This is a genomic window from Mycobacterium sp. NGS49, assembly GCF_059812565.1.
Map to the genome: position 1 here is coordinate 211,730 of NZ_JCALCX010000007.1, position 20,286 is coordinate 232,015.

Sequence of the window (20,286 nt, forward strand, 5' to 3'; positions counted from 1 at the left end):
GGCGCACTCTCGATGCACGGGACGGCTAGGCTCTCCGTGTGCTGGCTCCGCTCCGTGTACCCCCGAGTGCACCGGCGCGGCTGGTGGTGCTGGCATCGGGCACCGGATCGCTGCTGAACTCGCTGCTGGACGCCGCCCAAGGCGACTACCCGGCACGGGTCGTCGCTGTCGGGGTCGACCGTGACTGCCGGGCTACCGAGATCGCCGCCAATGCCGGCATTCCCGCCTTCGCCGTCCGCGTCAACGCGCATCCGACCCGCGACGACTGGGACACCGCCATCACCGCGGCCACCGCTGCCCACGAGCCGGACCTGGTGGTGTCTGCAGGCTTCATGAGGATCCTTGGGCCGCAATTCCTTTCGCGGTTCAACGGCCGCATCCTGAACACCCACCCGGCGTTGCTGCCCGCGTTTCCCGGCGCGCACGGCGTCCGCGACGCGCTGGCCTACGGTGTGAAAGTCACCGGCTGTACGGTCCACCTGGTGGATGCCGGCGTGGACACGGGCCCGATACTGGCGCAGCAGCCCGTCGAGGTGCGCGACGGCGACAACGAAGAGACCCTGCATGAACGCATCAAGGTCGTGGAGCGCCAACTACTGGTAAACGTGGTGGCCGCGATCGCGACCCGCGGCGTGACGGTTACAGAGCGAAAGGCGACCCTGGGATGAACATCGACAAAAAGCCGATCCGTCGCGCCTTGATCAGCGTGTACGACAAGACCGGGCTGATCGAACTCGCCCAGGGTCTCACCGCGGCCGGCGTCGAGATCGTCTCGACCGGATCGACCGCGAAGACCATTGCGGACAAAGCGATCCCGGTGACCAGAGTCGAGGAACTGACCGGGTTCCCGGAGGTGCTCGACGGGCGCGTCAAGACCCTGCACCCCAAGGTGCACGCGGGTCTGCTGGCCGACCTGCGCAAGCCCGAGCACCGGGCATCGCTCGAGCAACTCGGGGTCGCGGCCTTCGAACTCGTCGTGGTCAACCTCTACCCGTTCACCCAGACCGTGGAATCCGGTGCCGGCCCCGACGAGTGCGTCGAGCAGATCGACATCGGCGGACCGTCGATGGTGCGTGCCGCCGCCAAGAACCACCCCAGCGTGGCCGTCGTCACCGATCCCCGCGGGTACGACGGGGTGCTGGCCGCGGTACGACACGGCGGGTTCACCCTGGCCGAGCGGAAGAAGCTGGCGTCGTTGGCTTTTCAGCACACCGCCGAGTACGACATCGCGGTGGCGACCTGGATGCAGAAAACGCTGGCGCCTGAAGAGCCGGCGCAGGAATTCCCGCACTTCGTCGCCCGCAACTGGCACCGCCAGGCGACCTTGCGCTACGGCGAGAACCCGCATCAGCAGGCCGCGCTCTACGTGGACCCCGGCGCCTGGCCCGGTCTGGCGCAGGCCGAGCAGCTGCACGGAAAAGAGATGTCCTACAACAACTTCACCGACGCCGACGCCGCCTGGCGGGCTGCCTTCGACCATGAGCAGACGTGCGTAGCGATCATCAAGCACGCCAATCCGTGCGGCATCGCCATCTCGGACGTGTCTGTCGCCGACGCGCATCGCAAGGCCCACGAATGTGATCCACTCAGCGCTTTCGGCGGCGTGATCGCGGCCAACACCGAGGTCACCGTCGAGATGGCGGAGTACGTCAGCACGATCTTCACCGAGGTGATCGTCGCGCCCGCCTACGAGCCGGGCGCAGTAGAGGTGTTGACGCGGAAGAAGAACATCCGGGTACTGCTCGCCTCGGAGCCACTGGGCGGCGGCCACGAGCTGCGTCCGATCAGCGGTGGACTGCTGATCCAGCAACGCGACCAACTCGACGCGCACGGCGACAACCCGGCCAACTGGACCCTGGCCGCCGGCGAACCCGCCGACCCGGTCACCCTCACCGATCTGGTGTTCGCTTGGCGGGCCTGCCGCGCGGTCAAATCCAACGCGATCGTGATCGTCGCCGGTGGTGCCACCATCGGTGTCGGCATGGGCCAGGTGAACCGGGTCGACGCGGCCCGTCTGGCCGTCGAACGAGGCAGTGCACGAGGCGGCGACCGGGTCAAGGGTGCCGTCGCCGCCTCCGACGCGTTCTTCCCCTTCCCGGACGGCTTACAGACGCTTGCCGCTGCCGGGGTCACGGCGATTGTGCACCCCGGTGGTTCGGTGCGCGACGAAGAAGTGACCGCGGCCGCCGCCGAAGCCGGTGCCACGTTGTACCTCACCGGCGCCCGGCACTTCGCGCACTGAACGCTCACCGGGTGACGCCTGTCAACAGCGCGTAACTTGGAGAGGTGACTTCACCGAGCAATCTGCCCCGCACCCTAGGCGAGCTGCGTGCCTCCGGTCACCGCGAGCGGGGGGTCAAGCAGGAGATCCGCGAGAATCTGTTGACCGCTCTGGCGGATGGAGACGAGGTATGGCCGGGGATTCTCGGCTTTGACGACACCGTGATTCCGCAACTGGAGCGGGCGCTGATCGCCGGCCACGACTTCGTGCTGCTGGGTGAACGGGGCCAGGGCAAGACCCGGCTGCTGCGGGCGCTGACCGGTCTGCTCGACGAGTGGACGCCGGTGATCGACGGGTCCGAGCTGGGCGAGCATCCCTACACGCCGATCACGCCGGAGTGGATCCGCCGCGCCGCCCAGCTGCAGGACGACCTGCCGGTGGCCTGGAAACATCGCAGCGAGCGCTACACCGAGAAGCTGGCCACTCCCGACACCAGCGTCGCCGACCTGGTCGGCGACATCGACCCCATCAAGGTCGCCGAAGGCCGCAGCCTCGGTGACCCCGAAACCATCGCGTACGGGCTGATTCCGCGCGCGCACCGGGGCATCGTGGCCGTCAACGAGCTGCCCGACCTCGCCGAGCGCATCCAGGTCTCGATGCTGAACGTGATGGAAGAGCGCGACATCCAGGTCCGCGGCTACACACTGCGGTTGCCGCTGGACGTGCTGGTGGTGGCCAGCGCCAACCCCGAGGACTACACCAACCGCGGACGCATCATCACGCCGCTCAAGGACCGGTTCGGTGCCGAGATCCGCACCCACTACCCGCTGGAGTTGGCGGCCGAGATCGGCGTCATCGCCCAGGAGGCCCACCTGAGTGCGCAGGTGCCCGACTACCTGCTGCAGGTGATCGCGCGGTTCGCCCGCTACCTGCGGGAGTCCAGTTCGGTCGATCAGCGTTCCGGGGTGTCGGCACGCTTCGCCATCGCGGCGGCCGAGACCGTCGCGGCCTCGGCACGACACCGCGGGGCGATCCTGGGAGAGACCGACCCGGTGGCCCGGGTGGTCGACCTGGGCACCGTCATCGAGGTATTGCGCGGCAAGCTGGAATTCGAGTCGGGTGAGGAAGGCCGCGAGCAGGCCGTTCTGGAGCACCTGCTGCGCCGCGCGACCGCCGACACCGCCTCCCGGGTGCTGGGCGGCGTCGACGTCGGCACCCTGGTGTCCGCCGTCGAAAGAGGGTCCGCGGTGACGACGGGCGAGCGGGTGTCGGCCAAAGATGTGCTGGCCGCGGTGCCGGGGCTGCCCGTCGTGGACAAGATCGCCGCGAAACTGGGCGCCGAGTCCGAAGGGGAGCGGGCCGCCGCACTGGAACTGGCGCTCGAGGCTTTGTACCTGGCCAAGCGGGTCGACAAGGTATCCGGGGAGGGGCAGACCGTATATGGCTAGGTCTGATGGTGACGACCCGCGGCGCCCGGCTTTCCAACGCTCGCGATCGTCACTAGGGCACTCACAGCGATACTCGGCGTACACCGGCGGCCCCGATCCGCTGGCTCCGCCGGTGGATCTGCGTGAGGCGCTCGAACAGATCGGGCAGGACGTCATGGCGGGGACCTCGCCGCGCCGGGCGCTGTCCGAGCTACTGCGACGCGGCACCGACAGCATGCGCGGTGCCGACCGGCTGGCCGCCGAAGCCAACCGCAAACGACGGGATCTGCTGCGCCGCAACAACTTGGACGGCACCCTGCAGGAGATTAAAAAGCTGCTGGACGAGGCGGTGTTGGCCGAGCGCAAGGAACTGGCCCGCGCCCTCGATGACGACGCACGCTTCTCTGAGTTGCAGCTGGAGTCGTTGCCGCCGTCGCCGGCCAAGGCCGTGCAGGAGCTTTCCGAGTACCAGTGGCGCAGCCCAGAGGCCCGCCAGAAGTACGATCAGATCAAGGATCTGTTGGGCCGCGAGATGCTCGACCAGCGCTTCGCCGGGATGAAGCAGGCCCTGGAAGGCGCCACCGACGAGGACCGCCAGCGGGTCAACGAGATGCTGGATGATCTGAACGAGTTGCTGGACAAGCACTCTCGTGGTGAGGACACTCAGCAGGATTTCCAGGAATTCATGGACAAGCACGGCGAGTTCTTCCCGGAGAACCCGCAGAATGTCGAGGAGTTGCTGGATTCGCTGGCCAAGCGGGCGGCCGCCGCGCAGCGGTTCCGCAACAGCCTGAGCCAGCAGCAGCGCGACGAACTGGATGCGCTGGCGCAGCAGGCCTTTGGCTCGCCGTCGTTGATGAACGCGCTGAATCGCCTCGACGCGCACCTACAGGCCGCCCGGCCCGGTGAGGACTGGACGGGAGACCAGCAGTTCTCCGGCGACAATCCGCTGGGCATGGGTGAAGGAGCGCAGGCGCTGGCCGACATCGGCGAGCTGGAGCAACTGGCCGACCAGCTGTCGCAGGCATATCCGGGCGCGACCATGGACGATGTCGACCTCGACGCGCTGGCCCGCCAACTCGGCGACGAAGCGGCCGTCGACGCGCGAACACTCGCCGAACTCGAACGGGCGCTGCTCAATCAGGGCTTCCTGGACCGCGGTTCCGACGGCCAGTGGCGACTGTCTCCCAAGGCCATGCGCCGCCTCGGTGAGACGGCTTTGCGTGATGTGGCACAACAACTTTCGGGCCGACGGGGTGAACGTGACCATCGGCGGGCGGGCGCTGCCGGCGAGCTGACCGGCGCCACCAGGCCCTGGCAGTTCGGCGACACCGAGCCGTGGCACATCTCCCGTACCCTGACCAATGCCGTGCTGCGACAGTCGGGAACGCACACGCTGGACGGTCCACTGCGCATCACCGTCGACGACGTCGAAGTCTCCGAGACCGAGATGCGCACCCAGGCCGCGGTGGCGCTGTTGGTGGACACCTCGTTCTCGATGGTGATGGAGAACCGGTGGCTGCCGATGAAGCGCACCGCGCTGGCGCTCAACCACCTGGTGAGCACCCGGTTCCGGTCAGATGCGTTGCAGATCATCGCCTTCGGCCGCTACGCGCGGACCGTGACGGCCGCCGAGCTGACCGGCTTGGAAGGCGTCTACGAACAGGGCACCAACCTGCACCACGCGCTCGCGCTGGCCGGCCGCCACCTGCGCCGGCATCCCAACGCACAGCCCGTGGTGCTGGTGGTGACAGACGGCGAGCCGACCGCCCATCTGGAGGACTACGGCGACGGCACGTCGGTGTTCTTTGACTACCCGCCTAACCCGCGCACCATCTCGTTCACCGTCAAGGGATTCGACGACATGGCCCGGCTCGGTGCGCAGATCACCATTTTCCGGCTGGGCAGCGACCCGGGCCTGGCCCGGTTTCTCGACAAGATCGCCCGCCGGGTCGAGGGGCGGGTGGTGGTGCCGGACCTCGACGGACTGGGTGCCGCTGTGGTGGGCGATTATTTGCGGTCCCGACGCCGGACGACCTAGTAGGCGTCGGCGCTCCGGCCGCCCGGCGACCCGTACAGATACGGGTAGTGCACGTTCGGGTCGTTCGACGGCCGCATGTCTGGCGGCGGCGGTGCGGTGCGCCAGTCGGCCGGTAGATGGCAACCGGTGTCGTAGGAGTAGCTCAGGGGGCTACCGTTGCCGCCGTTGACCAATCTGATGATCGCGCCGTCACCGCGGATCTGTGAGTCGTTGGCGGCGCCCAACGGCAGCGGTGGGCCGCCCGGTGCCGAGTTGTTGGGCCGAAATCCGGCCGTCGTGAACACCGGCAGCAGCTCCGTAACGATCTTCAGCCATTGCGAAGGCGATGGCGGCGGATCGGCGAAGAACATATCGCTGTTGACCTGACGGCCGATGCTGCGGGTGAACGGGTCCTGGCAGCCGTTCGTGAGACCGTTGGTGGCCCTGCTGGAAAAGTGGCTCTGCGGAGCGTGTTTCGCGATGGCCGCGCGAATCGCCGCGTCCAGCTCACCGAGCTGATGCTCGACGGTCTCCAAATCGGGGCGCGCGTTGACCATCCTCTGCAGCCGATCGAGCTCGGGTCGCCCGGGATTGGCGCTCGGATCGAAGGTGTTCGGCTTCACGCAGCCGGTCAGCAGCAGGGCGGTGCCGAGCAGGATCGTCTGTCGATTCATGGCTCGCACGGATCCGGTTGGTCGCGGTCGGCCGGCCAGGACATGATGAGATCGTTGGGCAATCCCGCGAGCACCACCGCAAGATTGTAGCCACTCATGCGCAGTTCCCCGTTGCTTCCGGTCCGGGCATACTCCGAGTGCCCGTAAGCCCGTTCATGCAGCTGACCGTCACCGTTCCTGCCGCCCGGGGCATAGTCGGTATCCGTGGACAACTCCCTCATTCCCGGCACGTCCTGTGGTGCGGCGCCGAATGCTTCGAATCCCGGAATCATTTCGGAGACAAGGTCTTCGGCCCCGATCATGTAGTAGGCGTGCCCCGGTCGTACGCCCAGCTGCGCGGCGTCGGTGAGTTCGGCGCCGGGTGAACCGTAGAGCACCACATCGCTGACCGGCGCGCCCTGCTGCAGGGCCAGACTGGTGGTCAACGACCCGTAGGAGTGGCCGAACGCGACGATCTGCGGCTCGCGGACATTGCCGGCCGCAGCCAGCCCGCGGTAGAAGCTGTTCAGGTCCCGGGCACCGTCGCGGGCGAGCCAGTCGTGCGCCACATCGCGCAGGCTGTCCGGTGCGTCGTACCCGAGCCAGGCGATGGAGGCCACCGCACCGGGGTTGGCGACGCGGGCTCGGTCGCGCAGCAGCTGCGCCTCGTCGCGCTGGAATCGGGCTTCGCGCAACATGGTTGAGGTGGTGTCGCTGACCCGGGTGGTCAGCCCGCCCACGGTGACGCCGATGCGTTCGGCGTTGTCGACGTCGCCGACGGCGACCGCCGCCAGGACCTTCCCCGGGATGGACGCGGTGTCCAGCAAGAGCAGGCTGGCGTCCGGGTTCGCGGCCAGGATGTCTCGTAGCGCGGTCAGGTCCGCCAACTTGCCGGGATCGCTGTGCCACCCGTACGAGTCGACCCATCCCTGCTGCACACGGCCGAGTTCCCGTTGCAGCACAGGTATATTCAGCTGGCTTCGGACAGTGGCCGGGATGCCGTCGAGGTTTCGCAGCGAGTCGGGAAGCCATTGCCGGAGCCGGTCCTGCTGGCCGGGGGTCAACGCGTGCCACCACGCGGCGACGGTGCGCGGATCGGTGCCTGCTGCCGGCAGTTGCGGCACCTGGGGCGGCTGATGGCTCAGTTGCGCGTCGACCTGTGCATCACCGAGGTCACCGTCTGCGGCGCGGATGGCGGCGGCAAGGTCTTCGTCGGCCCGCTCGGCATCCGCGAGAAGTTGCTGCAGGCCCGCGGTCAGCCGCACCGCCGCGTCGAGGATGGCCTGTTGCTCGCCGGCGCGGTAAGCGGCCAGGTTCGACGGCGGCAATGCCGTGGCCCGTGCGCCATCGATCACCAGGTGGCTTTCCCGTGCTCCGTCGCGCATCGCCCCCAGCCGCCGTTTGATCGCGGTGACCTCTGCGGCGGACTGCTCGGCGGCGCGCGCCAGCGCGACACACGCGTCGGCGTGGTCGTCCAGGACGAGCGTGGTGTGCGCGGCCGCCGCGTGCGCGGCCTCCGCGGCGTCTCCGCCGAAATCGAGCAGGCGCATCAACTCGGTGACGGCCGCCGATGTGGTGCGGGTTGCATGTGCCCGGGCGATCGCGGCCTCGAAAACCGTCGTGATCGCGGCGGGATCCCAGCGGTCGATATCGGCCAGCGTCAGCGTCATCGCAACGCGGCAGCGTTGTCCTGGTCCACCTGAGTGAACCCCGCGGCGGCGAGTCGCATGCCGCTGACATGATCACCCAGGCGGGCCTGGTGCCGCGCGGCGGTGGCCGCCCACCGGTCCAATAGACCCGGTAACGCTACCGCCGACGATCCGACCCATCCTTGCTGGGCACCGTCGACGTCTCGGTGCGTCGACTGCTGGAGTACCAGCAGTGCCCGGCCGTGGCCGGCCAGTGCACTGCCTACGTGGACCAACACGTCCGGAATCGCCCGGAGTTCTGCTGCCACCGCGTCTCACCTTCCGCCGAAGGGAACTTTCGGCGAATTGTGACAACGGAGAACGCTGCGGGCCACTCACCAGCAGTGGGCCTTGTGGATTGGCCAGGCGACCCGCCCGGCACTACTTGCGGGCTTTGCGCGCCTTGCGCTTGATCGCGACACCGCCCCACAGGGAGAAACCCTTGAACCGCACGGTCGGTGCGCCTCGGGTGCCCTCGCCCACCACCGTCTGGTCGAAGTTGCCCATAACTCCGCGACCGCTGATGTCGACGTTGACTTCGGGCGGCAACAGGAAAGTCTGAGCGCTCATGATCGAGTACGCGTGGATCTCGACCTCGGTGGAGGTGAAGTCCGCATAGCGCAAGTCGATGACACCACTGCCCCAGAACGTGAAGGTGGTCAGCTTCTTTGGGATGTTCCACCGGCCGCGGCGTTCGAACCCGCTCATGATGGCCAGCAGCAGCGTGGACGGTGCGGGGTTGCAGTTGCCGCCGCGTTGCGGACTCACCGCCGTGCCGGGCAGATCCGCGCGGAGTTGGTCCAACTCCCGGTAGGTGGTCGCCGCGTACGCCTTGGTTAGCCGATCTTCGTACTCGTTGAGCTGGAGGCGACCCTGCTCGGCCGCGTAGGCCAGCAACTGCGCGATCTGTATGCGATCGGTGTCCTCTGCGCGCGACGACGCGTCACGCGTGGCCTTCACATCACGCTGGGCTGGGTTGGTCATCTCACTCGCGAGCTTACGACTTCCAGGATTTGCTGCAAGAGGTGTTGGCTAAACTGCAACGTTCCCCCAGCTCCGGCCGCCCGGTCATTACGCCGAACCCGCGTCGGCGACCCAGCTCGGAGGGCGTTTCTGCAGGAACGCGAGCATGCCTTCGCGCGCTTCCTCGGACACGAACAGCCGAGCGGATTCCTCGGTGAGCCGCTGCGCGTCGCGGTCGAACCCGTCCAGTACCGCGGCGGTGGTGAGCGCCTTGGAGGCCGCCAGACCCTGCGGTGATCCGCGGCCCACGTCGGCGACCAGACCGGCCACGGCGGCGTCGACGTCGTCGGCGGCCAGGGTGATCAGACCAATCTCGGCGGCTTCGCTGGCACCGAAGGTCTCGCCGGTGAGGTAGTAGCGGGCGGCCGCTCGCGCGGACAGCTTCGGCAGCAAGGTCAGCGAGATGATCGCCGGTGCCACGCCGATGCGCGCCTCGGTCAGGGCAAAGGTGCTGCGCGGTCCGGCCACCACTATGTCGCAGGCGCCGACCAGACCGAACCCGCCGGCCCGCACATGACCGTCGATGGCCCCGATCACCGGCCGCGGCGAGGAGACGATGGCGCGCAACAGCGCGGTCATCTCGGTCGCCCGAGCCACGGCCAGCTCGTAGGGGTCGTCGCCGCCGCCCGCCTCGCTGAGGTCGGCGCCGGCGCAGAAGGTGCCGCCGGCATGTCCGAGCACCACCACCCGGACCGCGGGGTCCGCCGCGGCCGCCCGCAGCCCCTCGTGCAGCTGCGTGACCAAGGTGGTCGACAGGGCGTTGCGGTTGTGCGGCGAGTTGAGCGTGAGCCTGGCAACCACGCCCTCGCGGGCGTACTCGACGAGGGTGTCCATCAGTACGAGCGGGGCAGGCCGAGCGACGTCTGCGCGACGAAGTTGAGCACCATCTCGCGGCTGATCGGCGCGATCCGCGCCAGCCTCGATGCGGTCAACATGGCCGCCACGCCGTACTCCTTGGTCAGCCCGTTCCCGCCCATCGACTGCACGGCCTGGTCGACGGCCCGGGTGGACGCCTCGCCGGCCGCATACTTGGCCATGTTGGCGGCCTGGGCCGCACCTCCGTCGTCGCCGGCGTCGTAGAGGGTCGCCGCCTTCTGCATCATCAACTTGGCCAGCTCGACCTCGATGTGGCACTGCGCCAGCGGGTGCGCCAGACCCTGGTGCGCGCCAATCGGGGTACCCCAGACCTGACGGGTCTTGACGTAGTCCACGGCACGGTCGAGCGCGAACCGCCCCATCCCGACGGCGCTGGCCGCACCCATGATGCGTTCGGGGTTCAGGCCCGCGAAAAGCTGTGCGATGGCGGCGTCTTCGGCCCCCACGAGCGCGTCCGACGGCAGCCGCACGTCGTCGATGAACACCTGGAACTGCCGCTCGGGGCTGATCAACTCCATCTCGATCGGCGTGTAGGTGAAGCCCGGGGAGTCGGTGGGCACCACGAACAGCGCCGGGCGTAGCTTGCCGGTCTTGGCCTCTTCCGTGCGCCCCACGACCAGAACGGCTTGCGCCTGGTCGACACCGGAGATGTAGACCTTCTGGCCCTTGAGGATCCAGTCGCTGCCGTCGCGGCGGGCGGTCGTGGTGATCTTGTGCGAGTTGGACCCGGCGTCGGGTTCGGTGATCGCGAACGCCATGGTGAGCGTGCCGTCGGCGATGCCGGGAACCCAGCGCTTCTTCTGCTCCTCGGTGCCGAACTTGCTGATGATGGTCCCGTTGATGGCCGGCGACACCACCATCAGCAGCAGCGCGCTGCCCGCGGCGGCCATTTCCTCCATGACCATCGCGAGCTCGTACATGCCGGCCCCGCCGCCGCCGTACTCTTCGGGCAGGTTCACCCCAAGGAAGCCGAGTTTGCCTGCCTCGGACCATAGTTCGGTGGTGTGTTCCTGGGCACGCGCCTTCTTCAGGTAATACTCGGCGCCGTAGCTGGACACCCACTCGCGTACCGCCTTGCGCAACGCCTGGCGGTCTTCGCTTTCGATGAAGCTGGTATCGGTCATGACGGATCCCCTTCTGATTCAGGCACTTCCACGCGCGCCAGCACAGCGCCCACCTCGACTTGCTGGCCCGTTTGCACATTGATCTCCACGAGCACCCCGTCGTTGGGTGCGGTGATGGTGTGCTCCATCTTCATGGCCTCCAGCCAGATCAGCGGCTGGCCGGCGGTGACGGTGGCGCCGACGTCGGCACCGATCCGGATGACGTTGCCGGGCATGGGTGCAACGAGAGAACCCTGCTCGACGGCCGAGCCCGGTTCGGGGAACCGCGGCACGGCCACCAGGTGCACGGGGCCGCGCGCCGAGTCGACGTAGATGTCATCGCCGAAGCGTGCGACGGCGTAGCTGCTGGCCACGCCGCCTTCGGCCAGCACGACTTCCTCCGGTGACGCGGAGACCAGTTGTACCGTCGGGTCGTGCGGCAGCGCCAGAGATGTCCGGGTGAACCGGTATTCGACGCATTGCCCGGTGTCGTTGTCGTCCCGGTAGGTCTTGACCTGATACCCCGAGAACAGGTTGCGCCACCCACTGGGCAGTGACCCCAACGCCCCGGCGGTGGCGCGGTTGTGCGCGGCGTCGGCCAGCGCGGCCGCGATCGCCGAAATCCGAACCGTCGCGGTGTCGGCCAGCGGCGCCGACAATTCGGCCAGGCCGTGCGTGTCGAAAAACGCGGTGTCGGTGGCGCCGTCGAGGAAAGCCGGGTGACGCAGGACGTGCACCAGCAGTTCGCGGTTGGTGCGCAGACCGTGCACGTGGGCACGGGCCAGCGCGTCGGCGAGCACCAGCGCCGACTGCCGGCGAGTGGGGGCGTACGAAATGACCTTGGCCAGCATCGGGTCGTAGAAGATCGACACCACCGAGCCGTCGACGATGCCGGAATCCAGCCGGATCCCGGTCCGGTGCCCCAGCGAGGTGAACTCGGCACGCACCGACGGCACGTGAATGCGGTGCACCGTGCCGGCCTGGGGCTGCCACCCGTGGGCGGGATCCTCGGCATACAGTCGCGCCTCGATCGAATGCCCTTGCCCCACCGGAGGTTCGGTAGCCAGGTGGCCACCGGCCGCGACGTCGAGCTGCAGTTCGACGAGGTCCAGGCCGGTGGTCTCCTCGGTGACCGGGTGCTCGACCTGCAGCCGGGTGTTCATCTCCAGGAAGAAGAACTCGCCGTTATCGTCGGCGAGAAACTCGACCGTCCCCGCTCCGGTGTAGCCGATCGCGCCGGCTGCCAGCCGGGCAGCCTCGAAGAGCTTGTCGCGCATCCCCGGTGTGCGCTCGACCAACGGCGACGGCGCCTCTTCGATGACCTTCTGGTGCCGGCGCTGGATGGAGCATTCCCGCTCCCCGACGGCCCAGACCGTGCCGTGGGTGTCCGCCATCACCTGCACCTCGATGTGATGCCCGGTCGGCAGATAACGCTCACAGAAGACGGTCGGATCGCCGAACGCGGATTGCGCTTCGCGTTGTGCCGCCTCGACTTCGGCTGCCAGCGAACCCAATTCGCGCACCACGCGCATGCCGCGCCCACCGCCGCCGGCCGACGCCTTGACCAGCACCGGCAGCTGATCCGCCGTCACGGTGTCGGGATCGAGTTCCTCGAGCACCGGCACACCTGCGGCCGACATCAGCTTCTTGGACTCGATCTTGGAACCCATCGCACGCACCGAGTCGACCGGCGGTCCGATCCAGGTCAGACCGGCGTCCTGCACCGCCGCCGCGAACTCGGCGTTCTCGGAGAGGAAGCCGTAGCCGGGGTGTACGGCGTCGGCGCCCGCGGCGCGCGCCGCCGCGATGATGGCCTCGGCGTTGAGGTAGTCATTGGTCTGCGCCAACCGCACCCGGGCGTCGGCCTCGGCGACGTGCGGGGAGGCGGCGTCGGGCTCGGTGTAGACGGCGACGGTTCCCACACCCAGTCGCCGGCAGGTGGCGAACACCCGGCGGGCGATCTCGCCGCGGTTGGCAACCAGTACTCTCGTGATCCCCATGAAGCTCACATCCGGAAGACGCCGAAGTTCGACGTCCCCTTGATCGGGCCATTGGCTATGGCGGACAGACACATTCCCAATACGGTGCGGGTGTCGCGCGGGTCGATCACCCCGTCGTCGTAGAGCATCCCGGACAACACCAGCGGCAGGGACTCTGCTTCGATCTGGCCCTCGACGGCGGCCCGCATCGCGGCATCAGCCGCCTCGTCGACCTGCTGGCCGCGGGCCTCGGCGGCCGCGCGGGCCACGATGGAGAGCACACCGGCCAATTGGGCACCGCCCATCACCGCCGACTTGGCGCTGGGCCAGGCGAACAGGAACCGGGGATCGTAAGCGCGGCCGCACATGCCGTAGTGGCCCGCGCCGTAGGACGCGCCGATCAGCAGCGAGATGTGCGGCACGGTCGAGTTGGAGACGGCGTTGATCATCATCGAGCCGTGCTTGATCATGCCGCCCTCTTCGTAGTCCTTGCCCACCATGTAGCCGGTGGTGTTGTGCAGGAACAACAGTGGCGTGTCGGACCGGTTCGCCAGTTGGATGAACTGAGTGGCTTTCTGGGATTCCTCGCTGAACAGCACCCCGCGCGCGTTGGCCAGGATGCCGATCGGGTACCCGTGCAATTGCGCCCAGCCCGTCACCAGCGACGACCCGTACAACGGCTTGAACTCGTCGAACTCGGAGCCGTCGACGACGCGGGCGATCACCTCGCGTGGATCGAACGGGATGCGCAGGTCGGCGGGCACGATGCCGATCAGTTCCTCGCTGTCGAACAGCGGCTCGGTGACCGGCCTGGGAGCCGGTCCCTGCTTGACCCAGTTGAGCCGGGCCACGACGCGGCGTCCGATGCGGATCGCGTCCAGCTCGTCGTGGGCGAAGTAGTCGGCCAGACCCGAGATCCGGGCGTGCATTTCGGCGCCACCCAGCGACTCGTCGTCGGACTCTTCACCGGTGGCCATCTTCACCAGTGGGGGACCGGCCAGGAACACCTTGGAGCGCTCTTTGATCATCACCACGTGGTCGGACATGCCCGGCACGTAGGCACCACCGGCGGTGGAGTTGCCGAATACCAAAGCGATGGTGGGTATTCCGGCGGCCGACAACCTGGTGAGGTCCCGGAACATCCGTCCGCCCGGGATGAAGATCTCCTTCTGGGTCGGTAGATCGGCGCCGCCGGATTCCACCATGGAGATCACTGGAAGCCGGTTCTCGAAGGCAATCTGGTTGGCGCGCAGGATCTTCTTCAGTGTCCAGGGGTTACTGGTGCCGCCTTTGACCGTGGGGTCGTTGGCGACGATCATGCACTCGACACCCTCGACGACGCCGATTCCGGTGACCGTGCTGGCGCCCACCTTGAATGGGCTGCCCCAGGCCGCAAGTGGACTCAGTTCCAGGAACGGGGAGTCGGGGTCGACGAGCAACTCGACGCGTTCGCGCGCGGTCAGCTTGCCGCGAGCGTGGTGGCGCTCAACGTATTTGGGTCCACCCCCGTCGACGGCGTTGGCGAACTCGGCGGCGATCTCGTCGAGTCTGGTCGTCGCGGCGGCAGCGGCTTCGGAGAAGGTCGCGCCGTTCGGGTCGAGAGTGGACTTCAGCTGGGTCATGCCTGATACCCCAGGAGCTTGGCGGCCAATGCCGTCATGATCTCGGTGGTGCCCCCGCCGATGCCCAGGATTCGCATGTCCCGGTATTGGCGCTCGATTTCCGATTCAGCCATATAGCCCATTCCGCCGAATAACTGGACGCCCTGGTTGGCCACCCACTCACCGGCCTCGACGGCCGTGTTCTTGGCGAAACACACCTGCGTGATCAGGTTCGTCTCGCCGGCCAGCTGGCGCTCGACCACGCTGCGCGCGTACACGCGGGCGACGTCCACGCGGCGGGCCATCTCGGCCAGGGTGTTCTGCACCGCCTGCCGCGAAATCAACGGGCGCCCGAACGTCTCCCGGTCGCGACACCACTGTGCGGTGATGTCCAGGCAGCGCTGCGCACTCGAATATGCCTGCGCGGCAAGAGCGATCCGCTCGGAAACGAATGCCTGTGCGATCTGGGCGAAGCCGGTGTTCTCCTCGCCGACCAGGTTCTCCGCGGGCACCCGCACGTCGGTGTAGGACAGCTCGGCGGTGTCAGAGGAGCGCCAGCCCATCTTGTCCAGCTTGCGAGTCACCTCGAACCCCGGCGTGCCCTTGTCCACCACGATCAGCGAAACGCCTGCCGCACCAGGGCCGCCCGTGCGGACCGCGGTGACGACGAAGTCGGCGCGCACGCCAGAGGTGATGTACGTCTTGGCGCCGTTGATCACATAGTGGTCGCCGTCTTTGACCGCGGACGTCCTCAAGTGCCCGACATCGGATCCACCGCCGGGTTCGGTGATGGCCAGTGAGCCGATCTTGTCACCGGCCAGCGTGGGGCGCACATACGTGTCGATCAGCCGCTGGTCACCCGAGGCGATGATGTGCGGCACCGCGATACCGCAAGTGAACAGCGACGCGAAAACCCCTCCGGGCGCACCGGATTGATGCATCTCCTCGCAGATGATCACCGCGTCGGCGCCGTCGCCGCCGCCACCGCCCACGGCTTCGGGGAAGTTCGCCCCGAGCAGACCCGCCTCCCCGGCGCGCCGGTGCAATTCACGCGGCAGATCGCCGGTGCGCTCCCATTCGTCGATATTGGGCAGGATTTCCCGTTCCGCGAATGAGCGCACGGTCTTGCGTAGCTGCTCGCGTTCGGGGGTGGTCCAGATGCTCATAACAGACTCTCCGGAATGTCGACGTGACGGCTGCGCAGCCATTCGCCCAGCCCCTTTGCCTGCGGATCGAAGCGTGCCTGGTAGGCCACACCCTGGCCGAGGATGTCCTCGATCACGAAGTTCACCGCCCGGAGATTCGGCAGCACATGCCGAGTCACGGGCAGGTCAGCCGCTTCGGGCAGCAGCTTCTTGAGCAGTTCGACGGTCAAGGTGTTGACCAGCCAACGCCATTGGTCCTCGGTGCGCACCCACACCCCGACATTGGCCGAACCGCCCTTGTCGCCGCTGCGGGCGCCGGTGATCAGGCCCAGCGGTACCCGCCGGGTGGGGCCGTCCATCAGCGGTTCGGGCAGCTCCGGGTCCGCCGCCGGCTCCAACGTCAAAGTATCGGTGGCACAGGGTATTTCGACGCGAGTGCCATCGGCGTGCACGGCAACGTGCGGCACCAGTGCCGCGTCGACGTAGCCCGGCGTGTAGACGCCGTACACCTGGCCGTCACCGGGCGGGGTGGTGGCGGTGAATCCCGGATAGCTGGCGAGCGCCAATTCGACTGCGGCCGCGGAGAATTTGCGTCCGACGTTGGCCGGGTCCGGGTCGCGCACGACGCAACTCAACAACGCGCTGGCGCCTTGTTCGGTGTCGGCGTCCGGGTGGTCGGTGCGGGCCAGCGTCCACTCCAACTCGGCGGGCTTGACGCTCAGTGTGGCTTCGAGCTGGCGCCGCACCAACTCCGCCTTCGCTTCGATGTCCAGACCGGTCAGCACGAAGGTCATCGCGTTGCGAAAACCGCCGATGGTGTTCAGCGACACCTTCAGCGTCGGCGGCGGCGGTTCGCCGACCACGCCGCTGATACGCACCCGGTCGGGCCCGTCGGCGGACAGCGCAATGCTGTCCATCCGGGCCGTGACGTCCGGGTTGGCGTAGCGCGCGCCGGTGATCTCATAGAGCAACTGCGCGGTGACGGTGTCGACGCTGACCAGACCGCCGGTGCCGGGATGCTTGGTGATCACCGAGGAACCGTCGTCGAAAACCTCGGCCAGTGGGAAGCCGGGAAGAACAAGGTCGGCGATCCCTGGGATTTCTCGGAAGAAGGAGTAGTTGCCCCCGGTGGCCTGGGTGCCGCACTCGATGACATGTCCCGCGACGACGGCACCGGCGAGCTTGTCGTAGTCGGTGCGTCCCCAGCCGAAATGTGCGGCGGCCGATCCGACGATCACCGAGGCGTCGGTGACCCGGCCGGTGACCACGACGTCGGCCCCGGCGTTGAGGCAGTCTGCGATGCCCCACCCGCCCAGGTATGCGTTGGCGGTCAGCGGCGTGCCGAGCCCCAGCTCGGCCGCACGCGGTTGCAGGTCGTCGCCCTCCACATGGGCCACCCGGGCCGGGACGCCGAGTCGCTCGGCCAGCGCCCGCACCGCGTCCGCCAGTCCGGCGGGGTTGAGGCCGCCGGCGTTGGTGACGATGCGCACCCCGCGCTCGTGCGCCAGGCCCAGACATTGCTCGAGCTGGGTGAGGAAGGTCTTGGCATAGCCGCGCTCGGGGTTCTTCATCCGGTCGCGGCCCAGGATGAGCATGGTCAGTTCGGCCAGGTAGTCGCCGGTGACATAGTCGACTTCGCCGCCGGTGATCACCTCGCGCATGGCAGACAGCCGGTCACCGTAGAAACCGGAGCAGTTCGCGATACGCACGGCACCAGAATCAGGAGACAAAGGGCGCGTCCTCCCTCCATTGGGATGATTCGGCGGCCGGACTCAACCAACCAACCGGTAGGTTAGCGGGTGCCGACCGCACCACGTCAACCAGTACGGTGCGGCGGGCCCGGACGGGCGCATTTTGGTGACAAGCAGCTCACCAACTACTCTTGAGCACAACTGTCGTCGTCCGGCCTGCAAGCCATGGAGCGCGACACCCCGACCGAGAACCCCGAACGAGGAGTTAGGCCCGACCATGGCCGTACCTAAGCGCAGAATGTCGCGCTCGAATACCCGTAGCCGGCGTTCCCAGTGGAAGGCCACTGCGACAGGGCTGGTCACCGTGAACGTGGCCGGCCAGAAGCACAAGGTGCCGCGGCGCCTGCTCAAGGCCGCCCGCCTTGGCCTGGTCGACCTCGACAAGCGCTAGCGCCCGGGCTGTCCCCGCAGTTCGGTCGGCGCGCCTCTCAGGCCGCTCTCAGGCCTTCGTACGAAACTAGGCTCCGTGCGAATACTTGTCGTCGATGACGATCGTGCCGTGCGCGAGTCGCTGCGCAGGTCGCTCTCCTTCAACGGTTACTCGGTGGAGTTGGCCCACGACGGGGTTGAGGCACTCGAACTGATCGCCAGCGACCGGCCGGATGCGGTGGTACTCGATGTGATGATGCCGCGGCTGGACGGCCTCGAAGTGTGCCGGCAGCTGCGTAGCACCGGTGATGACTTACCAATCTTGGTGCTGACCGCGCGTGATTCGGTTTCCGAGCGGGTGGCGGGCCTGGACGCGGGGGCCGACGACTACCTGCCCAAGCCGTTCGCCCTCGAAGAACTGCTGGCGCGGATGCGTGCGCTGCTGCGCCGCACCAAGCCGGAGGACGCCGCCGAGTCGGTGGCGATGACCTTCTCAGACCTCAGCCTGGACCCGGTCACCCGCGAAGTCATCCGCGGGCAACGCCGGATCAGTCTCACCCGCACCGAGTTCGCCTTGCTGGAGATGTTGATCGCCAACCCGCGACGGGTGCTGACCCGCAGCCGCATTCTCGAAGAGGTCTGGGGATTCGACTTCCCGACCTCGGGCAATGCGCTGGAGGTCTATGTCGGGTACCTGCGCCGCAAGACCGAGGCCGACGGCGAGCCGCGGCTGATCCACACCGTGCGCGGGGTGGGTTACGTGCTACGCGAAACACCGCCCTGATGATGTGGTCCCGCCGCCCCGGCCGGGCCGGCCGCGCACCGCTGCGGACGACCAGCTCGTTGTCTCTGCGATGGCGGGTGATGCTGCTGGCGATGTCCATGGTGGCGATGGTCGTCGTGCTGATGTCCTTGGCCGTGTACGCGGTGATCTCTGCCGCGCTCTACAGCGACATCGACAACCAGCTACAGAGCCGGGCGCAGTTGCTGATCGCCAGCGGTTCGCTGGCGGCCGACCCCGGCAAGGCCATCGAGGGCACCGCCTATTCGGACGTCAACGCGATGCTGGTGAACCCGGGCAAGTCGATCTACACCGCCAACCAGCCGGGCCAGACCCTGCCGGTGGGCGCGCCGGAGAAGGCGGTCATCCGCGGTGAGCTGTTCATGTCCCGACGCACCGCATCTGATCAGCGGATACTCGCGATTCACCTGAACAACGGCAGTTCGCTGCTGATCTCGAAGAGCCTGCGGCCCACCGAAGCCGTCATGGGCAAGCTGCGTTTCGTGCTCCTGATGGTCGGCGGTGTGGGCGTGGCGGTGGCCGCGGTGGCCGGCGGGATGGTGACCCGGGCGGGGCTGCGCCCGGTCGGCCGTCTTACCGAGGCGGCCGAGCGAGTGGCACGGACCGACGACCTGCGACCCATTCCGGTGTTCGGCAGCGACGAACTGGCCCGACTCACCGAGGCGTTCAACCTGATGCTGCGGGCGCTGGCCGAATCACGGGAACGGCAGGCGCGTCTGGTCACCGACGCCGGACACGAATTGCGAACTCCGCTGACGTCGCTGCGTACCAACGTCGAACTGCTGATGGCGTCGATGGCACCCGGTGCGCCCCGCCTGCCCGAGCAGGAAATGATCGACCTACGTGCCGACGTGATCGCGCAGATCGAGGAACTGTCCACGCTGGTCGGCGATCTGGTGGACCTGACCAGGGGTGACGCCGGCCACGCGGTGCACGAGCCGGTCGACGTGGCCGAGGTCATCGACCGCAGTCTGGAGCGGGTCCGGCGCCGCCGCAACGACATTCACTTCGACGTCGAGGTGATCCCGTGGCAGGTGTACGGCGACTCCGCCGGGCTGTCGCGGGCAGCGCTGAACCTGATGGACAACGCGGCCAAGTGGAGCCCGCCGGGTGGCCGGGTGGGCGTCACGCTGCGCCAACTCGACCCGTCGCACGCCGAACTGGTGGTGTCCGACCGCGGCCCGGGGATTCCGCCGCAGGAACGCCGCCTGGTCTTCGAGCGCTTCTACCGCTCGGCCTCGGCCCGCGCGATGCCAGGTTCGGGTCTGGGCCTGGCGATCGTCAAGCAGGTGGTGCTCAACCACGGCGGATCGTTGCGAGTCGAGGACACCGAGCCGGGCGGTCAGCCCCCGGGCACGTCGATCTACGTGTTGTTGCCCGGGCGCCCGATGCCGGTCGCGGCACCCCCCGCCGCCGCCGGCGCCGACAACGACATGCGGAGAGGCTTCACCAGACGGGCGCCGGACAGCGAAAACTCACGGGGATCGGCGAATGTCATCTCAGTCGATTCTTAGTCCGCGCGCGCAAGGTAGTTGGCAGTTAGTGTTGAAATTCAGTGCCATGCAACGCACGCATGGTCGAGTCGGCTTGAACTAAGCCCCCAAGGTAGAGGAAGAACGTTTCAGCGA

Annotated in this window: 17 protein-coding genes; 7 read left to right on the forward strand and 10 right to left on the reverse strand. The window is 67.8% G+C overall.

The window, feature by feature from the left end; translation table 11 throughout:
- The first annotated feature begins 38 nt into the window (after nt 1-38).
- Genes purN through AC5Y7D_RS09740 form a run of 4 tightly spaced genes read left to right on the forward strand, consistent with a single transcriptional unit; the run spans nt 39 to nt 5,689 of the window.
- A complete protein-coding gene (purN, locus tag AC5Y7D_RS09725; protein ID WP_499923510.1) occupies nt 39-668 on the forward strand; it encodes a phosphoribosylglycinamide formyltransferase in 630 nt (209 codons plus the stop codon).
- Nucleotides 665-2,242 (forward strand): bifunctional phosphoribosylaminoimidazolecarboxamide formyltransferase/IMP cyclohydrolase, encoded by a 1,578-nt coding sequence (purH, locus tag AC5Y7D_RS09730; protein ID WP_499923512.1) that lies wholly within the window; start codon nt 665-667, stop codon nt 2,240-2,242. Before purN ends, purH begins: the two co-directional genes overlap by 4 nt.
- A 44-nt stretch (nt 2,243-2,286) precedes the next feature.
- Nucleotides 2,287-3,669, forward strand: coding sequence for a sigma 54-interacting transcriptional regulator (locus AC5Y7D_RS09735; protein ID WP_499923513.1), 1,383 nt, complete (start codon nt 2,287-2,289; stop codon nt 3,667-3,669).
- On the forward strand, nt 3,662-5,689 hold the full coding sequence (locus AC5Y7D_RS09740; protein WP_499923514.1) for a vWA domain-containing protein: 2,028 nt from the start codon (nt 3,662-3,664) through the stop codon (nt 5,687-5,689). The genes AC5Y7D_RS09735 and AC5Y7D_RS09740 overlap by 8 nt, the downstream gene beginning before the upstream one ends.
- Here the strand turns inward: AC5Y7D_RS09740 and AC5Y7D_RS09745 are convergent.
- The 10 genes from AC5Y7D_RS09745 to AC5Y7D_RS09790 all read right to left on the reverse strand — a co-directional run bounded on the left by AC5Y7D_RS09745 (nt 5,686) and on the right by AC5Y7D_RS09790 (nt 17,445).
- Nucleotides 5,686-6,342, reverse strand: a complete 657-nt coding sequence (locus tag AC5Y7D_RS09745; RefSeq protein ID WP_499923516.1) for an LppA family lipoprotein — start codon at nt 6,340-6,342, stop codon at nt 5,686-5,688. The two genes, AC5Y7D_RS09740 and AC5Y7D_RS09745, sit on opposite strands and share 4 nt — an antisense overlap.
- Entirely contained in the window at nt 6,339-7,991 is a 1,653-nt protein-coding gene (locus AC5Y7D_RS09750; protein ID WP_499923518.1) for an alpha/beta hydrolase, read from the reverse strand. The genes AC5Y7D_RS09745 and AC5Y7D_RS09750 overlap by 4 nt, the downstream gene beginning before the upstream one ends.
- On the reverse strand, nt 7,988-8,278 hold the full coding sequence (locus AC5Y7D_RS09755; RefSeq protein ID WP_499923519.1) for a WXG100 family type VII secretion target: 291 nt from the start codon (nt 8,276-8,278) through the stop codon (nt 7,988-7,990). Before AC5Y7D_RS09755 ends, AC5Y7D_RS09750 begins: the two co-directional genes overlap by 4 nt.
- A 112-nt stretch (nt 8,279-8,390) precedes the next feature.
- Nucleotides 8,391-8,993 carry a DUF1707 SHOCT-like domain-containing protein gene (locus AC5Y7D_RS09760; protein WP_499923522.1) on the reverse strand — a complete coding sequence of 201 codons (603 nt, stop codon included), beginning with the start codon at nt 8,991-8,993 and terminating at the stop codon, nt 8,391-8,393.
- Nucleotides 8,994-9,080: 87 nt separating this feature from the next.
- Entirely contained in the window at nt 9,081-9,866 is a 786-nt protein-coding gene (locus AC5Y7D_RS09765) for an enoyl-CoA hydratase family protein (RefSeq protein WP_499923525.1), read from the reverse strand.
- Nucleotides 9,866-11,032, reverse strand: a complete 1,167-nt coding sequence (locus tag AC5Y7D_RS09770) for an acyl-CoA dehydrogenase family protein (protein WP_499923527.1) — start codon at nt 11,030-11,032, stop codon at nt 9,866-9,868. Before AC5Y7D_RS09770 ends, AC5Y7D_RS09765 begins: the two co-directional genes overlap by 1 nt.
- A complete protein-coding gene (locus AC5Y7D_RS09775; protein ID WP_499923529.1) occupies nt 11,029-13,011 on the reverse strand; it encodes an acetyl/propionyl/methylcrotonyl-CoA carboxylase subunit alpha in 1,983 nt (660 codons plus the stop codon). Before AC5Y7D_RS09775 ends, AC5Y7D_RS09770 begins: the two co-directional genes overlap by 4 nt.
- A 5-nt stretch (nt 13,012-13,016) precedes the next feature.
- Nucleotides 13,017-14,612 (reverse strand): acyl-CoA carboxylase subunit beta, encoded by a 1,596-nt coding sequence (locus tag AC5Y7D_RS09780; RefSeq protein WP_499923531.1) that lies wholly within the window; start codon nt 14,610-14,612, stop codon nt 13,017-13,019.
- Nucleotides 14,609-15,757 (reverse strand): acyl-CoA dehydrogenase family protein, encoded by a 1,149-nt coding sequence (locus AC5Y7D_RS09785; protein ID WP_499923532.1) that lies wholly within the window; start codon nt 15,755-15,757, stop codon nt 14,609-14,611. Before AC5Y7D_RS09785 ends, AC5Y7D_RS09780 begins: the two co-directional genes overlap by 4 nt.
- Complete coding sequence (locus tag AC5Y7D_RS09790) at nt 15,754-17,445, reverse strand: acyclic terpene utilization AtuA family protein (RefSeq protein ID WP_499923534.1); 1,692 nt, start codon at nt 17,443-17,445, stop codon at nt 15,754-15,756. Before AC5Y7D_RS09790 ends, AC5Y7D_RS09785 begins: the two co-directional genes overlap by 4 nt.
- 259 nt (nt 17,446-17,704) lie before the next feature.
- On the opposite strand from AC5Y7D_RS09790, the gene rpmF reads away from it, so the two are divergent.
- The 3 genes from rpmF (at nt 17,705) to AC5Y7D_RS09805 (ending at nt 20,172) form a co-directional block, all read left to right on the forward strand.
- Nucleotides 17,705-17,878, forward strand: coding sequence for a 50S ribosomal protein L32 (gene rpmF, locus AC5Y7D_RS09795; RefSeq protein WP_499923536.1), 174 nt, complete (start codon nt 17,705-17,707; stop codon nt 17,876-17,878).
- A gap of 75 nt (nt 17,879-17,953) precedes the next feature.
- A complete protein-coding gene (gene mprA, locus AC5Y7D_RS09800) occupies nt 17,954-18,640 on the forward strand; it encodes a two-component system response regulator MprA (protein WP_055576902.1) in 687 nt (228 codons plus the stop codon).
- 2 nt (nt 18,641-18,642) lie between these two features.
- Nucleotides 18,643-20,172 carry a HAMP domain-containing sensor histidine kinase gene (locus tag AC5Y7D_RS09805; protein ID WP_499923587.1) on the forward strand — a complete coding sequence of 510 codons (1,530 nt, stop codon included), beginning with the start codon at nt 18,643-18,645 and terminating at the stop codon, nt 20,170-20,172.
- Nucleotides 20,173-20,286 lie beyond the last annotated feature (114 nt).

Coding starts and splice junctions, on each gene's coding strand:
- AC5Y7D_RS09765 (WP_499923525.1), bottom strand. CDS start 9,866: ATGGACACCCTCGTCGAGTACGCCCGCGAGGGCGTGGTTGCCAGGCTC.
- AC5Y7D_RS09745 (WP_499923516.1), bottom strand. CDS start 6,342: ATGAATCGACAGACGATCCTGCTCGGCACCGCCCTGCTGCTGACCGGC.
- AC5Y7D_RS09775 (WP_499923529.1), bottom strand. CDS start 13,011: ATGGGGATCACGAGAGTACTGGTTGCCAACCGCGGCGAGATCGCCCGC.
- purH (WP_499923512.1), top strand. CDS start 665: ATGAACATCGACAAAAAGCCGATCCGTCGCGCCTTGATCAGCGTGTAC.
- rpmF (WP_499923536.1), top strand. CDS start 17,705: ATGGCCGTACCTAAGCGCAGAATGTCGCGCTCGAATACCCGTAGCCGG.
- AC5Y7D_RS09770 (WP_499923527.1), bottom strand. CDS start 11,032: ATGACCGATACCAGCTTCATCGAAAGCGAAGACCGCCAGGCGTTGCGC.
- AC5Y7D_RS09785 (WP_499923532.1), bottom strand. CDS start 15,757: ATGAGCATCTGGACCACCCCCGAACGCGAGCAGCTACGCAAGACCGTG.
- AC5Y7D_RS09740 (WP_499923514.1), top strand. CDS start 3,662: ATGGCTAGGTCTGATGGTGACGACCCGCGGCGCCCGGCTTTCCAACGC.
- AC5Y7D_RS09750 (WP_499923518.1), bottom strand. CDS start 7,991: ATGACGCTGACGCTGGCCGATATCGACCGCTGGGATCCCGCCGCGATC.
- AC5Y7D_RS09760 (WP_499923522.1), bottom strand. CDS start 8,993: ATGACCAACCCAGCCCAGCGTGATGTGAAGGCCACGCGTGACGCGTCG.
- AC5Y7D_RS09780 (WP_499923531.1), bottom strand. CDS start 14,612: ATGACCCAGCTGAAGTCCACTCTCGACCCGAACGGCGCGACCTTCTCC.
- AC5Y7D_RS09805 (WP_499923587.1), top strand. CDS start 18,643: ATGTGGTCCCGCCGCCCCGGCCGGGCCGGCCGCGCACCGCTGCGGACG.